The organism is Actinomadura macra NBRC 14102, assembly GCF_001552215.1.
Classification (GTDB): domain Bacteria; phylum Actinomycetota; class Actinomycetes; order Streptosporangiales; family Streptosporangiaceae; genus Spirillospora; species Spirillospora macra.
Genome location: NZ_BCQT01000009.1, coordinates 418,742 through 435,713, shown reverse-complemented (window position 1 = coordinate 435,713; position 16,972 = coordinate 418,742). Strand labels below are relative to the sequence as shown.

The 16,972-nt window shown below is 75.2% G+C and carries 8 protein-coding genes; 6 read left to right on the top strand and 2 right to left on the bottom strand.

Annotation, left to right across the window (positions count from 1 at the left end; genetic code table 11):
• Positions 1–2 precede the first annotated feature (2 nt).
• Together AMA02S_RS15775 and AMA02S_RS15770 are read right to left on the bottom strand one after the other, a co-directional pair.
• A complete protein-coding gene (locus AMA02S_RS15775; RefSeq protein ID WP_067458429.1) occupies positions 3–446 on the bottom strand; it encodes a universal stress protein in 444 nt (147 codons plus the stop codon).
• Between the two features lie 21 nt (positions 447–467).
• Positions 468–2,237, bottom strand: coding sequence for a RelA/SpoT family protein (locus AMA02S_RS15770; RefSeq protein ID WP_245667569.1), 1,770 nt, complete (start codon positions 2,235–2,237; stop codon positions 468–470).
• 333 nt (positions 2,238–2,570) lie between these two features.
• Here AMA02S_RS15770 and AMA02S_RS15765 point away from each other — a divergent pair, with 333 nt between their 5' ends.
• Genes AMA02S_RS15765 through AMA02S_RS15740 form a run of 6 tightly spaced genes read left to right on the top strand, consistent with a single transcriptional unit; the run spans position 2,571 to position 16,940 of the window.
• Positions 2,571–9,464 (top strand): type I polyketide synthase, encoded by a 6,894-nt coding sequence (locus tag AMA02S_RS15765; RefSeq protein ID WP_084265186.1) that lies wholly within the window; start codon positions 2,571–2,573, stop codon positions 9,462–9,464.
• Entirely contained in the window at positions 9,461–13,753 is a 4,293-nt protein-coding gene (locus tag AMA02S_RS15760; RefSeq protein ID WP_067458426.1) for a type I polyketide synthase, read from the top strand. The genes AMA02S_RS15765 and AMA02S_RS15760 overlap by 4 nt, the downstream gene beginning before the upstream one ends.
• On the top strand, positions 13,750–14,031 hold the full coding sequence (locus tag AMA02S_RS15755; RefSeq protein ID WP_067458424.1) for a phosphopantetheine-binding protein: 282 nt from the start codon (positions 13,750–13,752) through the stop codon (positions 14,029–14,031). Before AMA02S_RS15760 ends, AMA02S_RS15755 begins: the two co-directional genes overlap by 4 nt.
• The gene (locus AMA02S_RS15750) at positions 14,024–14,851 is read left to right on the top strand and encodes an alpha/beta fold hydrolase (protein WP_067458421.1); all 828 of its coding nucleotides are present in this window, start codon (positions 14,024–14,026) and stop codon (positions 14,849–14,851) included. The genes AMA02S_RS15755 and AMA02S_RS15750 overlap by 8 nt, the downstream gene beginning before the upstream one ends.
• Positions 14,848–16,086 carry a glycosyltransferase gene (locus AMA02S_RS15745; RefSeq protein ID WP_084265185.1) on the top strand — a complete coding sequence of 413 codons (1,239 nt, stop codon included), beginning with the start codon at positions 14,848–14,850 and terminating at the stop codon, positions 16,084–16,086. The genes AMA02S_RS15750 and AMA02S_RS15745 overlap by 4 nt, the downstream gene beginning before the upstream one ends.
• Entirely contained in the window at positions 16,083–16,940 is an 858-nt protein-coding gene (locus AMA02S_RS15740; protein ID WP_067458418.1) for a hypothetical protein, read from the top strand. The genes AMA02S_RS15745 and AMA02S_RS15740 overlap by 4 nt, the downstream gene beginning before the upstream one ends.
• Positions 16,941–16,972 lie beyond the last annotated feature (32 nt).

Here is a 16,972-nt window from a genome sequence, read left to right as displayed (position 1 = left end):
GCTCAGGGCACCACGGTCACCGGCCAGCGGCCGGACCGGACGAGCCGGACCGCGACCGAGCCGATCAGGCGGTGCCCGGCCTGCGCGGACGCGCCGACGACGACGGCGTCCGCGCGGGTGTCGTCGGCGACGCGGGCGAGGACGGTGTACGGGTCGCCCGGCTCGGCCACCAGCTCGTACTCGACGGAGCCGCGCTCGGCGGCGGCCGCCTCCAGCAGGCGCCGCAGGTCGCCGGTGACCTCGTCGGCGGCCTCGCGCATGGCCGCGGCGCCGCCGGGGGTGAGCGCCGACAGCGCGGCGATCGGTGACACGTGGACGAGCACCAGCCGCGCGCCGCCGCGCCGGGCGAGGCCCCACGCGTAGGCGCCGGCGCGCATGGACGTCTCCGACCCGTCCACACCGGCGACGATCACCTTCGGCCCGTCGACGCCGTACTCGAACGTCATGGGGTCAGCGTAGCCAGGCCGTCAGGGATGGACGAAGCGGGCGACAAGGTCGTCCAGACCCAGCGAGCCGGTGGTGAGCGCACCGTACATCTCGTCGATCTCGCCGTAGCCGAGGGCGCGGGCGACGGCGAGGGAGTCGCCGCACGCCTCGACGGCGAGCAGGTCGACGCGCCGTCCGGCGAGGGCCTGGACGAGGCGGCGCCGCCCGGCCTCGGCAGCCTCCTCGGCGCGCCGCAGGGACAGGCACTGCTGGATGCGGACGCGCGCGGGCACGGTCACCGCGAACTCCAGCCAGTCCTCGGACGGGCGGCCCGCCGGGTCGGTGAGGATCTCCACGACGTTGCCGCTGCGGACCTGCACCGACATCGGTGCGAGGCGGCCGTTGACGACGGCGCCGATGCAGCGGTCGCCGAGGAACGGTTCGAGCGCGTACGCGAAGTCGAGCGCGGTCGCCCCGGCGGGCAACGCGACCGCCTCGCCGCGCGGGGTGAACGCGGCGATGTTCCCGGCGGCCAGATCGGCGCGCAGGCTCTCCAGGAAGTCCGCGGACGGCGCGTCGGACTGCCAGGCGAGCAGCCGGCTCAGCCAGACCAGGTCGCGGCGGCCCGCCACGGCGTCGACGGTGGCGGCGTCGTCGCCGGCGTCGCGGATGTGGGCGACGATGCCGTACTCGGCGACCGGGTGCATCGCGCGGCTGCGGACGATGACCTCGAACGGGTCGCCGTCCGGGCTGATCACCCGGGTGTGCAGCGACCGGTACATGTTGTCCTTGGGGGTGGCGATGAAGTCGCGGACCTGACCGGCGACGGGGTGCAGCGCGGCGTGCACCGCGCCGAGCGCGATGTAGCAGTCGCGTTCGGCGCCGTCGACGACCAGCAGGAGGCGCGCCGCCTCGCACGGCCGCAGCCCGGCGAGCCTCCCGCCGAACGACTGGTGCACCGCGTACAGGTGGGACGGCCTGATCCGCATCGTCGCCTGGACGCCGTGCTCGGCGAGGGAGCGGCGGAGCCGGAGCATGGCGGGGCCGAACGCGCGGCGGGCGTCGCGCAGCGCGGCCCGGACGGCGGACCCGGTGGCGGCGTGCGCGTCGGGAGAGCGCGCGGCGAAGGCCAGGTCGTCCATCTCCCGTTTGAGGACGTGGATGCCGAGCCGCTCGGCGAACGGGACGAGCAGCTCGTGCGACGCCTTGGCGTAGCGGGCCCATTTGTGGGGCGGCTGGTACCGCAGCGTGCGCAGGTTGTGCAGCCGGTCCGCGAGCTTGATCACCAGGACGCGCAGATCGTCGGCGGCCGACAGCACGATCTTGCGGAAGGTCTCGGCCTCGGCGCGTTCGCCCCAGCGGCCCCCGTCGAGCTTGGTCACACCGTCCACGAGTACGGCGATCTCCTCGCCGAAGTCGGCGCGGACCTCGCCGAGGGTGTAGGGGGTGTCCTCGACGGTGTCGTGCAGCAGGGCGGCGACGAGGGTCGTGGTGTCCATGCCCATGCCGGCGAGGATCATCGCGACGGCGAGCGGATGGGTGATGTAGGGGGCGCCGGACTTGCGGAGCTCGCCCCGGTGGAGCCGCTCGGCGACGGTGTACCCGCGCAGCAGTTCGGCCTGGTCGGCGCCCGGGTAGGCGGCGCGGTGCGCGGCCAGCAGCGGGGCGAGGGCGGCGCGGACGGGGTCGCGGCCGGCGGCGGTGCTCCGGCGGCGCAGCGGCAGCCGGAAGCGGCCGGGCGCCGGGGCCGTCGCGGCACCGCGGATCGCGGCGCCGGTGAGGGCGCCGGAGGCCGAGCCTGTGGAGTTCACCGGATCGAGGGTCGCCATCACGCACCCGCCTGACCACTTGCCCCGTCACGCCCGATGCTACGGGGTGTAGCTGACATTATGCGCGATGTCGTCGTCGCGATGTGAGAGCAGGGCGGGAACCGTGCGGAACGGATGCCGTGCGGTGTGCCGCGCCGGGGTCTTCCCCGTGTCAAGGGAAGTCCCAGACTCCTTTGAGGTCCCGTTCCCGTCGCGCTCACGGGTGTGTCGCCCCCGTGATCGATACGTCGCCGACCGTAATGTGGCGCACCGTCGAGCCAGGGTTTCAAGCCGCGCCGTCGGGGGCGGGCCGCGCGGGACGTCGGGGGGCAGTGCATGGCGGCGGACAGGGACGAGGGCCGGGACGGGACGGGGCGGCCGCGGCCGGGCCCGGTCCCGGGAGGCCGTCCCGGGACCGAGATCATCGGGGTCGGCCCATTCGGCCGTCCGGCGTCCCGGTTGGCCGTCGCGGTCGCCCGGGCGGGCGGGCTCGGGGTGCTCGACCTCGGCACCGACCGCGCGGCGGCGCTCGCCGCCCTCGCCGACGTCCGCCGCTGGTGGAAGGGGCCGTTCGGCGTTCGTGTTCCGGCGGGCTGCCGGGTCCGTCCGGCCGAGCTCCCGGACGCGGCGGGCACCGTGCTGGTCGACGCGCCCGCGCTGCGTTCCGACGACTCGCTGGACGTCGCCGGGTTCGCCCGGGGCCGCCGCCTGCTGATCGAGGTGGTCGGCCCGGACGAGGCGGCAGCGGTTCTGCCCGTCGCACAGGGCTTGGCCGGGGCGGGCAACATCGGGCTGATCGCGCGCGGCGGTGAGGCCGGCGGGCGGGTCGGGGAGATGTCGACGTTCGTGCTGCTCCAGCAACTGGCCGCCGATCCGGCCGTGGACGTCCCGGTATACGCGGCCGGGGGGATCGGCCCGGCCACCGCCGCCGCGGCGGTGGCCGGGGGCGCGGCGGGGGTCGTGCTGGACGTCCAGCTCGCGCTCGTCCGGGAGATGGACCTGCCCGCCGCCGTCGTCGCAGCGCTCACCACGATGGACGGGAGCGAGACGGCGGTCGTCGAGGGGCACCGCGTGTATGCGCGCCCAGACCTGCCGGGCACCGCGCCGGTGGAGACCCCGGCGGGGGCCCTGCCGGTGGCGGGCCTGCCGGTGGGGCAGGACGGCCCGCTCGCGGCGCTGCTCGCGGGCCGCCACAAGACCGCGGGCGGTGTGGTCCAGGCCGTCCGCGGGCAGATCGCCGAGCACATCAGGGCCGCCGTCCGCGCCGCGCCGCTCGCCCCACCCGGCGGTACCGCGGACGGGCCGTCCGGTGCCGGGCATCCGGTCGTGCAGGGGCCGATGACGCAGGTCAGCGATCGGCCGGAGTTCGCCACGGCGGTCGCGCGGGAGGGCGGGCTGCCGTTCCTGGCGCTCGCGCTCAAGGACGGCGACCAGGTGCGCGAGCTGCTGCGCGCGACGGCCGACCGGCTCGGCGAGCGACCCTTTGGCGTCGGCGTGCTCGGGTTCGCGCCGCCGGAGGTCCGCGAGGCGCAACTGGCCGCCGTGTGCGCGGCCGCACCCCCGTTCGCGGTGGTCGCGGGGGGCCGCCCGGCGCAGGCCGCGCCGCTGGAGGCGGCCGGGATCAGCACGTTCCTGCACGTCCCCTCGCCGGAGCTGCTGGAGCGATTCCTGGCCGAGGGCGCGCGCAAGTTCGTCTTCGAGGGCGCCGAGTGCGGCGGGCATGCCGGGCCGCGCGCGAGCTTCCCGCTGTGGGAGGCGCAGGTCGGGCGGCTGGCGGCGTTCGGCGGCGACCCGTCCGAGCTGGAGGTGATGTTCGCGGGAGGGATCCACGACGCGCGGTCCGCCGCGATGGTCGCGGCGCTCGCGGGACCGCTGGCCGAGCGCGGCGCCACCGTCCGGGTGCTGATGGGCACCGCGTACCTGTTCACCGCCGAGGCGGTCGAGGCGGGTGCGATCCTGCCGGGCTTCCAGGAGGCCGCGATCGAGTGCGAGGAGACGGCCCTGCTGGAGACGTCCCCGGGGCATGTGACGCGGTGTGCCCGCACCCCGTACGTCGTCGCGTTCGAGGAGGCGCGCCGCGAGCTGGTGGCCGTCGGGATGGCGCGGCGGGAGGTGTGGCGGCGGCTGGAGGAGCTCAACCTCGGGCGGCTGCGCATCGCCAGCAAGGGCCTGCGCCGCCGCCCGTCGAGCGCGGAGCCGCAGCCGGTGGAACCCGCTGTGCAGCGGGCCGAGGGGCTGTTCATGATGGGCCAGGCGGCGGCGTTGCGCTCGGCGCCGACCCGGGTCGCGGACCTGCACGAGGAGGTCACCGCCGGGGCGACCGCGCTGCTGGCGGCACGCGCCGCCGAGCTCGGCATCGCCGCCGACCGCCCGCCGCTCCCGGACGCGGCACGCCCCGCCGACATCGCGATCATCGGGATGGGCTGCGTGTTCCCGGGTGCCCGCGACGCCGGCGCGTTCTGGACCAACATCGTCCGCGGCGTCGACTCCGTCACCGAGGTCCCCGCGAGCCGCTGGGACACCGATCTCTACTTCGGCCCGGCCGCGGACGGCAGGACGCCGTCCAAGTGGGGCGGGTTCATCCCGGACGTCCCGTTCGACGCCCTCGCCTACGGCATCCCGCCGAACACGCTCGGCAGCGTCGAACCGGTCCAGCTCCTCGCACTGGAGGTCGCCTCGCGCGCACTGCGGGACGCCGGGTACGCCGACCGCCCGTTCGACCGCTCCCGGACCTCGGTGTTCTTCGGTGCCGAGGGCGGCGGCGAGCTCGCCGCCGCGTACGGCATCCGCGCGACCCTGCCGGCCTACCTCGGTGAGGTCCCGCCCGGACTGGACGAGCAGCTCCCGAGGCCCACCGAGGACACCTTCCCCGGCGTCCTCACCAACGTGATCGCCGGGCGGATCGCCAACCGGCTCGACCTCGGCGGCGCCGGCTACACCGTGGACGCCGCCTGCGCCGCGTCCCTCGCCGCGCTCGACGCCGCCTGCAAGGACCTCGCCGCGGGCGCGAGCGACATGGTGCTGTGCGGCGGCGCCGACCTGCACAACGGCATCCGGGACTACCTGATGTTCTCCTCCGTCCGCGCGCTGTCGCCGTCCGGCCGCTGCGCCGCGTTCGATGCGTCCGCCGACGGCATCGCGCTGGGCGAGGGCGTCGCGTGCGTCGCGCTCAAGCGCCTCGCGGACGCCGAGCGCGACGGCGACCGGATCTACGCGGTCGTCAAGTCCGTCGCCGGCTCCAGTGACGGCCGCTCCCTCGGTCTCACCGCCCCCCGCGCCGAGGGCCAGCGCCTCGCGCTGGACCGCGCGTACGAGCGGGCGGGGGTGTCCCCGTCCCGGGTCGGGCTGGTCGAGGCGCACGGTACCGGTACCGAGGTCGGCGACCGCACGGAACTGGCCACGCTCGCCTCGGTGTTCGCCGGCGCCGCGCCCGGCAGTGTCACCCTCGGCTCGGTCAAGTCGCAGATCGGGCACACCAAGTGCGCCGCCGGGCTCGCGGGCCTCATCAAGACCGCCTACGCCCTGCACACCGGCGTCCTGCCGGGCACGCTTCACCTGGACGACCCGAACCCGGCATGGGACCCCGCCGGCCCGTTCGCCTTCGGCCGGACGGCCCGCCCCTGGGCCGCCGCGCCCGGTGACCGGTACGCGGGGATCAGCGGCTTCGGCTTCGGCGGCGCGAACTTCCACGCCGTCCTGTCCGGGTACGACGGGGCGCCCGAGCCGCTCTCGGGATTGACCGACTGGCCCGCCGAGCTCTTCCTCATCCGCGGCGAGGACCAGGCCGCCGCCCGGACGGAGCTCGACCGGCTCCGCGACCTGTGGAACGGGCGGCGGGGCGACCTGCGCGCGGTGGCCCGCGCCTGCGCCTCCCATGAGGGTCCCGTGCAGGTCGCCTTCGTCGCCACCGGCCCGGACGACCTGGAGGACAGGTTCGACGCCGCCGCGGCGTTCCGTCCGGCGCCGGGGGTGTTCGTGGCTCCCGGCGAGACCGGACAGGCCGCCGGCGGCGCCGGGCAGGTCGCCTTCCTCTACCCGGGCCAGGGCAGCCAGCGGCCGGGGATGCTCGCCGACCTCTTCGTCGCCTTTCCCCGCCTCCAACGCCTCCTGCGGCTCGCGGGCGGCAGGCACGCCCCGGTGATGTTCCCGCCCGCCGCGTTCACCCCCGAGGAGTCGCGCCGGCAGCGGGACGCGCTGACCGACACCCGCGCCGCGCAGCCCGCCCTCGGGATCGCCGGGCTGGCCGTCCACCGGCTGCTCACCGCCGTCGGCGTCCATCCCGACCTCGCCGCGGGCCACAGCTACGGCGAGCTGACCGCCCTGTGCGCCGCCGGCGTCTTCGACGAGGCGGACCTGGTGGAGCTGAGCACCGTCCGCGCCGAGGCGATCCTGTCGGCGGCGGGCCCGGAACCGGGCGCGATGGCGGCCGTCACCGCGTCGCTGCGGGAGGTCCGCGAGGTGCTCTCGGGTATCTCGGAGGTCGCCATCGCCAACCACAACGCGCCCCGCCAGGTGGTCGTCTCCGGTACCGCCGCCGGTCTCGACCGCGCCGTGGCCGTCCTGGCCGAGCGCGGCCTGACCGCCGAGCGTCTCCCGGTCGCCTGCGCGTTCCACAGCCCCCTCGTCGCAGCGGCCTCCGCGGGTCTGCGCACCGCTCTCACGGGCCGCGACCTGCGTTCGCCCGCCTACCCCGTCTGGTCGAACACGACCGCCGCGCCGTACGAGACGGACCCCGCCGAACTGGTCGACGGTCTCGCCGGGCAGCTCGCGGCGCCCGTCCGTTTCGTCGAGCAGATCGAGGCGATGTACGCCGCCGGCGCCCGCATCTTCGTCGAGGCCGGCCCCGGCCGCGTGCTGACCGGGCTCGTCGGCGCGATCCTCGGCGACCGCCCGCACACGGCCGTGAGCTGTGACGTCCCTGGCGAGGACGGGCTGTCACGCTTCCTGCTCGCCCTGGCCGAGCTGGCCGCCGCCGGGGTCCCGGTCGACCCGCTGCCCCTGTTCGCGGGCCGCGACACCGCAGCCGCGTCGCCGGCCCCCGGCTGGCTGGTGAACGGCCATCTCGTCCGCACCGCCGACGGCGGCTACCCGGCGGGCGCGCTGCGGCCCGCCCGGCGCGTCACAGGAGGAACGATGAGCGACCGTCCCCGCGGCTCCGAGGCCGCGGTGCTGGAGTACCTGCGCGCGGGGCGCGAGCTGATCGCCGCGCAGCGGGAGGTGATCCTCCGCCATCTCGGCACGGCGGGCACGGGGCCGTCCCGCCCGTCCATCGCACCGGGGCCGCCGATCCCGCCCGTCCCCTCCCCGCGTCCGGTCCTCAAGGGGGAGACGGTGGAGGCACTGCCCGACCGGGATCCCAAGCCCGAGCCGGTGCCCGCACCGGAGGCGGTTCCCGTACCGGAGGCGGTGCCCGATCCTCGGCCCGTGGCCGACGTCCGCGCGTGCGTCCTCGCGGTGATCAGCACCCGCACCGGTTACCCGGAGGCCATGCTGAAGGACGACCTGGACCTGGAGGCCGATCTCTCCATCGACTCCATCAAGCGCACCATCATCACCGGGGAGCTGGCCGACCGCGTCGGCCTCAGGATCGAGGACACCGTTCTGGAACGGCTCGCCCGCCTCACCACCGTCGGCGAGATCGTCACCTGGCTCCGCGACCGCCTGACCTCCCGCCCGGCTCTCCACCAGGCTCCACCGGAGGCGCCCCCCGCCCCCCGCGCGCCCGTCCCGTCGCGTCCGGTCAGCAGCCCCGGGACCCACGTGGGCACCTCAGCTCTCTCGGGGGCCGGCCCGGCGGCGTTCCCCCCGCACCTCCAGGCGCCCGTGCTGCGGCAGGTCGTGCGCGCCGTGCCGCTGGACGTGCTGCCGGTACCCGGCGAGTCCGGTACGGCGTTCGCCGGGTACCGGTTCCTGATCGTGGACGACGGCTGCGGCATCGCGCTGGAGCTGGCCGACATGCTGGAACGGCACGGAGCGCAGGTGCGGACGCCGCTGGACGTGGACGGATCGTGCGACGGGCTCGTCCACCTGGCGGCGCTGCGGCCCGGCGCCGCGCCGGTCCTGCCCGAGGCGTACGGGGGGATCCGGAACGCGCTGGCCGGGGGGTTGCGCCTGCTGGTCGTCGCGACCGGGTCCGGCGGTGACTTCGGACGGCGGTTCGGCGGCGGGGGCATCGGCGACCCGGCGCCGGGCGCCGGGCTCCGGGGGCTGGCGCGGACGGTGGCGCAGGAGTGTCCTGACGTGCTCGTCCGGGCGATCGACGTCGACACCAAGGACACGCCGCGGGCGATAGCGCAGCGCATCCTGGCGGAGATGCTGCACCCGGAGGCCCCGGTTGCGGTGGGCCACGAGGGCGACCTGCGCAGGAGCCTGTCGGTGGTGTCGTCCGAACTCACCGGAGAACCCGCCGTGGACCTCGGACGGGACGCGGTGGTGCTCCTCACCGGAGGAGCCCGGGGAATCACGGCACGGGTGGCGCGCGCGCTGGCCAAGACGAACGGCTGCCACATCGAGGTCATGGGGCGTACACCGGAGCCGGAAGGCGAGCCGTCCTTCCCTGATGCCGAGGGCGAGGCCGGGCTGCGCAGAGCTCTCGTCGCGCAGGGCGGCCGGCCCCCGTCCGAGATCGAGGCGACGATCCGGCGTCTGCTGGCGGAGCGGGAGGTCCGGCGGAACCTGGAGGCGCTGCGCGAGGACGCGGCATCCGTGCGCTACCACGCGGGCGACGTCCGGGACGGGCAGGCGGTCCGGGACGTGGTCGAACGCGTGTACCGGCGGCACGGCCGCCTGGACGGGGTCGTGCACGGCGCGGGCCTCATCGAGGACCGGCTCGTCAGGGACAAGGACCCCGAGTCGTTCGAGCGGGTGTACCGGACGAAGGTGGACGGCGCGTGTGCGCTCGCGACCGCCGTCCGCCCCGATCTGAAGTTCTTCGTCGTGTTCGGCAGCGTCGCGGGTGTGCACGGCAACCGCGGGCAGGCCGACTACGCGGCGGCCAACGACGCCTGCGACACGCTGGCCCGGGTATGGCGGACGCGGCTGAAAGGGCGGGTCCTGGTCGCCGACTGGGGGCCGTGGGCGGGCGGCGGGATGGTGTCGCCCGAGCTGGCGCGTGAGTACGCGCGGCGCGGCATCGGGCTGATCGAGCCGGACGCCGGCGTGGCGGCGCTGCTGCGGGAGCTCGCGCACGGCGACGAGACGCAGGTCGTGTTCACCGGGACGGTCCGGTGACCGACGCCGCAGAGCCGATCGCGATCGTCGGCGCCGGCGCGGTGTTCCCCGGCGCCGGGTCCGCGGCCGAGCTGTGGCGCAACGTCCTGGACGGGTTCGACGCGATCACCGAGGTGCCCCCCGGGCGATGGGACCCCGCGCTCTACTACGATCCCGGCGCGTATGGGCGGGCACCGGAGAGCGACCGGTTCTACTGCCGGCGCGGCGGGTTCGTCGACGGGCTGGCCACGTTCGATCCGGCGAGGTTCGGCATCATGCCGGCGTCGGTGCCGGGGATGGAGCCCGACCAGCTCCTCGCGCTGCGGACGGCCGGGGAGGCCATCGAGGACGCGGGCGGCGAGGAGCGGCTGCCCGACCGGTCGAGGATCGGCGTGGTGATCGGCCGCGGCGGCTACATCACGCCGGGCGTCGCGCGGTTCGACCAGCGGGTCCGGACGTCCCACCAGCTCGCGGGGCTGCTCGCCGAGCTGGTGCCCGACCTTGACCGGGACCGGCTGGAGGAGATCCGGCGCGCGTTCTGCGAACGGCTCGGACCGGACGGGCCGGACGCCTCGATCGGCCTGGTCCCGAGCTTCGCCGCGTCCCGGATCGCCAACCGTTTCGATCTGCGCGGCCCTGCCTACACGGTGGACGCGGCGTGCGCGTCCTCGCTGCTGGCGGTCGAGCACGCGGTGCGGGCGCTGCGGAGCGGGCAGGCGGACGCGATGCTGGCGGGGGCCGTCCACCACGCCCACCACGCGACGGTCTGGAGCGTGTTCAGCCAGCTGCGGGCGCTGAGCCCGACCGAGACGATCCGGCCGTTCGACCGGCGGGCGGACGGGACGCTGCTGGCGGAGGGCACGGGAGTCGTGCTGCTCAAGCGGCTGTCCGACGCGCTGCGGGCCGGGGACCGGATCCACGCGGTGGTCCTCGGCGCCGGGTCCTCCAGCGACGGCCGCGCCGCCGGGATCATGAGCCCGCTGGTGGACGGGCAGGTACTGGCGGTCGAGCGGGCGTGGCGCGACGCGGGCCTGGACCCGGCGGCGCCGGGCATGGTGGGGCTGGTCGAGGCGCACGGCACCGCGACCCCGGCCGGTGACGCGGCGGAGCTGGCGACCCTGCGGCGCGTCTTCGGCACCGGCGGCCCGCCGATCGGGCTCGGCACGGTCAAGTCGATGATCGGGCATGCGATGCCTGCCGCCGGGATCGCCGGGCTGATCAAGGCCGCGTTCGCGCTGCGCGACGGCGTCCTCCCGCCGACGCTGCACGTGGACGATCCGCACCCGGCTTTGGAGGGCGGCCGGCTGCGCCCCGTCCGGGAGGCGGCGGAGTGGGAGCCCGCACCGGGCGCGCCGCGCAGGGCCGTGGTGAACGCCTTCGGGTTCGGCGGCGCCAACGCGCACGTGATCCTCCAGGAGCCGCCCGCCACGCGGGTGCGGCGCGTGCGGCGGCTCCGGCCGCCCGACTCCGAGGAGGGGGTGCTGCGGCTGGCGGCCCGCACGACCGGCGATCTGTCGGTGCTGCTGGCCGCCCCCGACGAGGATCTGCTCGCGCGGGTGTCCGCCGACGTCCCGGACCTGCCGTGCCGCCTGGCGATCGTCGGCCCGACCCCGCGCCGGCTGGACCTCGCGCGTGCCGTCGTGCAGCGCGGCACGGCCTGGCGGGGACGGAGCGACGTCTGGTTCGCGCCCCGGCCGCTGCTGGCCGGGGGCGGCCGGCTGGCGTTCCTGTTCCCCGGCTTCGAGCCCGCCTTCGACCCCCGCGTGGACGACGTCGCCCGGCACTTCGGGCTGCCGGGGTTCGCGCCGTCCGGCCGCACCGACCTGCCGGGCCGCGCCGCCGACGTGATGGCCGTCGGGCGGCTGCTGGCCGCCGCGCTCGCCGAAGTGGGCGTCGAGCCGGACGTCGCGGCCGGGCACAGCTTCGGCGAGTGGACCGCGATGGCCGTCACCGGACTGTACGACGGGGACGCGTTGGAGGCGTTCATCCGGGGCCTCGACGGCGCCGCCGTGAACGTCCCGGACGTCGTCTACGCGGCGCTGGGCTGCGGCGCGGGCCGCGCCCACGAGGCCATCGGCGGGCGGCCCGGCGTGTTCGTCAGCCATGACAACTGCCCGCATCAGTCGGTGGTGTGCGGCCCCGCCGAGGAGGTCCGCGAGATCCTCGGCCGGCTCGCCGCCGAGGGCGTGCTCGGCGGCGAGCTCCCGTTCCGGTCGGGCTTCCACACCCCGGCGGCCGAGGTGTACCGCGATCAGGTGCAGGGCTCCTTCGAGGTGCTGGCGATCCGCGAGTCCCACGTCCCGCTGTGGTCGGCGACGACGGTCGCCCCGTTCCCCACGTCGCCCGCGGAGGTCCGCGACCTCGTCATCCGGCACCTCCTGGAGCCCGTGCGGTTCAGCGAGCTGATCGAAGAGCTGTACGGGACGGCGCATGCGCGCGTGTTCGTGCAGGTCGGCCCCGGGAGCCTCACCGGCTTCGTCGGCGACCGGCTCGGCGACCGCGAGCATCTCGCGATGGCCGTCAACGTGCCGAAGCGGGACGGGATGGCCCAGCTGCGCCGCGTCGTGGCCGCGCTGTGGGCCGAGGGCTACGGGGCGTCGCCGGCGCCTCCGCAGGCCGCCGGCGGCATCCCGCTCGATCTCGGGACGCCGCTGGTGCGGCTGGACGGCGCGGTGCCGCCGCTCTCCCTCGCCCCCGGCCCCGGCGAGGGGGCCGGTGTCCCGTCGCTCCCCGCGGACGATCCGGTCCTGGCCGAGCTGGAGGCGCTGCTCAACGACGCCACGGCCGGCGCGCAGACCGTCCTGGAAGCGCTGGGGAGTGGTGGCGCTCACGCGCCCGCGGAGGAGGGCGCCGCGCCCGCCGAGGGGCTCCCGCCCGAGACGGGAGAGCTGGTCGTCTCCCGGGTGTTCTCGCTGGAGGCGATGCCCTACCTCGCCGACCATTGCGTCATCCCGCAGCCCTCCGGCTGGCCCGACATGACGGACCGGTTCCCGGTCGTCCCGCTCACGACGCTGCTGGAGGTGATGGCCGACACCGCCCGCGAGCTGCTGCCCGACACGCGGGTCGTCGGCTTCGCGAACGTCCGCGCCGTCCGGTGGATCGTGGCGGCGCCGCCGACCGGCGCCGACATCCGCGCCTCCCTCGTCGAGGGCACCGGCCCGCGCAGGGTGAAGGTCGTCATCCCGGGCCACGCGGACGGGACGGTCCTGCTGGACGACGCCTACCCGCCACCACCGCCCCCCGACCGCACGCCCCTGACCGCCGAAGGGCCGCCCGTCGTCACCGCCGACCGGCTGTACGAGGAACGCTGGATGTTCCACGGCCCGCTCTTCCGCGGCGTCACCGAGATCATCGCCCTCGCGGAGGACGGTGTGCGCGGCGCCCTCACCGCGCTGCCCACGCCCGGGGCACTTCTCGACAGCGCCGGCCAGTTGTGCGGGCACTGGATACAGGTCTATGGCGAGAACAACCACATCGTCTTTCCCGTCGGCATCGACCGGGTCTCCTTGTACGGGCCCTTGCCTGCCGATGGGGAGCGCCTGGAGACGACCGTCTGGAACCAGTCCCTCACTGAGACCACCATGCGCTGCGACGCCGAGATGGTCCGTTCCGACGGAACTCTCTGGGCACGCATCGACGGATGGACGACGCACCGCTTCTACACCGACGAAGCCGTCTGGCGTATGAGGTTCACACCGGAGCTGTCGGGAACGGGGGAGCCGCAAGAAGGCGGCTGGTGCCTGGCCCGCAGGCGCTGGGACGGTGCCGCGTCCCGCGACCTGCTGATGCGGCAATACCTCCAGGCCGCCGAACGCGCCGAGTACGAAGCGCTTCCGTCGTTCGCGCAGGGCCCGTGGCTCCTCGGCCGGATCGCCGCCAAGGACGCCGTCAGGGACCATCTCTGGCGTGCCGGTCACGGCCCGTTGTTCCCCGCGGAGCTGACCGTCCGGGACAACCGGGCGCACCGGCCCGTGGTGACCGGACCCTTCGACAGGCCGCTGACGCTGTCGGTCGCCTGCGACGCGGAACTGGGCGTCGCGATCGTCCGTTCCGGACGCGAGCCGGCGGGCATCGGCCTCGCCCTGGACGACGTGAACGGGCAGGTCCGCGCGGCGAAGCAGGCCGTCCTTCAGTCGATGCCCGTCAGCCCGGACCGTCCCGAACTGGTCGTGACCGCGGCCGAACCCGACCGGCTCCTGATCGCCGGCAACGGGACCGTCATCACCGTGCGGACGCGCGACCTGGACGGGCACGTCATCGCCTGGACCGCCGCGTCGGGCGGCACCGATATGGAGGAGAGCAGAGCATGACCGAGGTCATGACGGAGTTCGTTCGAATTCTGACGGACGTGGTGGGGGAGGACTTCCTGCTGGACGTGGAGATCGGCCCGGAGACCACGCTCAGCCGGGAACTGGCCCTGGAGAGCATCGAGTTCGTGGCGCTCATCGAGCGGCTCCGGCAGCGCTACACCGAAGTGGACTTCCCCGCGTTCCTGGCCGGCATGGGGCTGGATCAGATCGTGGACCTGACGGTCGGTGACGTGGTCTCCCACATCGAGTCGTTCCCGCGAAGCGGCGCCCATGCCTGAGATCACCGCGCGCGGCGTCCGCTTCCACGTGCAGACGATGGACCCGGACGTCCCGCCAGTCGCGAGCCCGCCGGTCATGGTGTTCGTTCACGGGCTCGTCATGGACAACCTGTCGAGCTTCTACTACACGATCGCCGGGCCCATGGCGGCGGCCGGAGCGCGTTGCGTCCTGTACGACCAGCGCGGGCACGGACGAACGGAGCGGCCGCCCACCGGATACGGACCCGCCGACGCGGTCGCGGACCTGTTCGCCATCCTCGACGAACTCGGCCATCGCGCTCCGGTGTTCCTGGTCGCGCACAGCTGGGGAGGCGTGGTGGCGCTCAACGCGGCTCTGGCCGACCCCTCCCGCATCGCCGGACTCGTGCTGATCGAGGGATGCGGCCCGTCCGAGCACCCCGGCCAATGGACGGAGAAGCTCCTGAACTCGCTCGGGAGGATCTCGCTCGTCCTGGAGCACGATCGGCCGGCCGAACGGCGCCTGGCCTTCGGCTGGCGTCGCGACAGCAAGGCCGCCGCCAACGGCGACGCCCTCGTCAACGGAACGACCCTTCTGGACGATGTCGCCGTGGCCGCCCCCGTCCGGATCGCCGACCTGTCCACCATCGCCTGCCCGCTGCTCGCCATCTACGGGCAGCATTCGGACGTGGTCGACGCCGGTCTGCTGTTGCGTTCCGTCCCGGGCTGCACCCTGCACATCATGGCGGGCCACGCCCACACCATCCTGCGGGAGGGGACGGCCGAACTCCTGGAGGTCCTGCTCCCGTGGATGGCACGCCACGCGGGCACCAGCGCACCCGTCGTGGAGGGGGCGCGATGAACGCCCGCCGCATCCACGTCCCGCCCCTGCTCGGCGACACGAGCGTCCGGCGTGCGAAGCAGCCCCCACGCCGGTTCCTGTTCGCCGTCCCGCCGCTCGCCGGCCACGTCAACCCGACCGTCGCCGTGGCGGCCGAGCTCACCCGCCGGGGTCACAAGGTCGCCTGGACGGGCTACCGCCCCGCGCTCGAACCACTGCTGCACCCGGGATCGCGGATCTACAGCGCGGTGGACCGGGACTTCGCCTCGCGCCTGCCCGGGCTCCAGGACGTCTGGTTGGGGCTGCGCGGCCACGCCACGGTCCGGTTCCTGTGGGAGGAGTTCGCGGTTCCGCTCGGGCACGCGATGATGCCGGGCGTCCTGAACGCCGTCGACCGCTTCCGGCCGGACGCCGTCGTCTGCGACCAGATCACTCTCGCCGGTCCCGTCGCGGCCCGGCTCCGCGAGATCCCGTGGGCGAGTTCGGTGGCCGCGTGCACCGAGGTCGTCCGCCCGCTCGCGGGGACCCCGAAGGTCGAGCAGTGGGTGCGCGACCGGCTCACCGGGTTCCAGGCCGAGCACGGCATCGAGGACCCGCTGGACCTGCGTTTCTCCGACCATCTCGTCCTGGTGTTCTCCACCGGCGCCCTCGTGGGCGACACCTCGATCTTTCCCGACCACTTCGCCTTCGTCGGCCCCGCCCTCGGCCGCCCAGCCGGGAGCACCTTCCCCTGGGAGTGGCTGGACGGCCGGCCCGCCGTCCTCGTGTCGCTGGGCACGCTCAACGGGCCGTCCGGCGAGCGCTTCTTCGGCATCGCCGCCGAGGCCGTCCGCGACCTGGACGTTCAGGCGGTCCTGGTGGCCCCGCCCGCCCTCGCCGCGCGTGCCGGCCTCTCCGATCCGCCGGCGAACGTTCTGGTGCGCAACCACGTCCCGCAGCTCGATCTCCTCAAGCGGCTCTCCGCCGTCATCTGTCACGGCGGGCACAACACCGTCTGCGAGACCCTCGCGCAGGGGCTTCCGCTGGTGGTCGCGCCGATCCGGGACGACCAGCCGGTCATCGCCCGCCAGGTCGAGGCCGCCGGCGCCGGGATCGCCGTGCGCTTCTCCCGCGTCCGGCCGGAGGAACTGCGTGCCGCGCTCACCACCGTCCTCGCCGACGGTCCCCACCGCGCCGCCGCCCGCCGGGTCCGCGACTCCTTCGCCGCTGCCGGCGGCGCCACCGAAGCCGCGGACCGCCTGGAGAAGCTGACGTGATTCCGCTGCCCGGGCTCCCGGAGGACGGAAGCGCGTTCGGTGTGGCGGCGGCCCCCGAGATACGCCTGGCGGCCTACAACTTCGAGCGGGTGTTCGGCTCCGCGCCGACGGCGGTCCTGCGCGTCCCGGCGTCCCTGCCGCTGCTGGACGGCTTGGCGGTGCCGGTCCCCTGGGGCGCGGTCGTCGCGGCGAGCCGCACCGGGGACGGCTCGGTGTCCCTCTTCTCGGTGAACCAGCACCGCACGGCCACCGTCGCCGAAGGCCCCGCGTGGGCGGGGGAGGCGATCGCCGTTCTGCGGGCCCATTCCGATCCCGTCCCCGGGACGCGGCTCCTGCTGGAACGCGAACTCCCGGAGGCACTGGGCCTCTTCACCGGGAACGAGATGATCAACGCGACCGCGAGGGTCCTGCGGGCCGTCCACGGACCGGCCGCACGACCGTGCGCCGCGCCGCAGGCCCGTCCGGCCCACGCGCTCCTCACGACGCCGGACGGCGGCGAGCACCTGCCGTGCGACCTGGCGGCCGCCGGCCTCCGGCTCCTGATCATCGCTCTCGCCGCAGGCCGCGTCCCGCCGCCCCTCCAGGTCGCGCCGGAACACGCGGCCGCGGCCTTGCGGGCGGCCCGCCCGGCGGATCTCGGTCCGCTGCTCACCGAGGCCCACCAGCACGGCGACCAGGTATCCGATCTGGCCGTGAAGACCGCGCTCGCCGCCGGTGCCCTGGGAGGCCGCGCGCTCGGTACCTGCGTCGTCGCACTGGCGCCCGCGTCTGCCATTCCGCGCATCCGCGCCGAGGTCACCACGGGTCTCACGCCCCATCTGCCACGTCCTCCCCGCTACCTGACTGCCGCCTGATCCCCGACGATCACCACAGACCGGTAGGGGGC

Bases quoted from the DNA above. Each gene is read 5' to 3' on its own strand.
- AMA02S_RS15775 (WP_067458429.1), bottom strand. From the start codon at position 446: ATGACGTTCGAGTACGGCGTCGACGGGCCGAAGGTGATCGTCGCCGGT.
- AMA02S_RS15765 (WP_084265186.1), top strand. From the start codon at position 2,571: ATGGCGGCGGACAGGGACGAGGGCCGGGACGGGACGGGGCGGCCGCGG.
- AMA02S_RS15755 (WP_067458424.1), top strand. From the start codon at position 13,750: ATGACCGAGGTCATGACGGAGTTCGTTCGAATTCTGACGGACGTGGTG.
- AMA02S_RS15750 (WP_067458421.1), top strand. From the start codon at position 14,024: ATGCCTGAGATCACCGCGCGCGGCGTCCGCTTCCACGTGCAGACGATG.
- AMA02S_RS15745 (WP_084265185.1), top strand. From the start codon at position 14,848: ATGAACGCCCGCCGCATCCACGTCCCGCCCCTGCTCGGCGACACGAGC.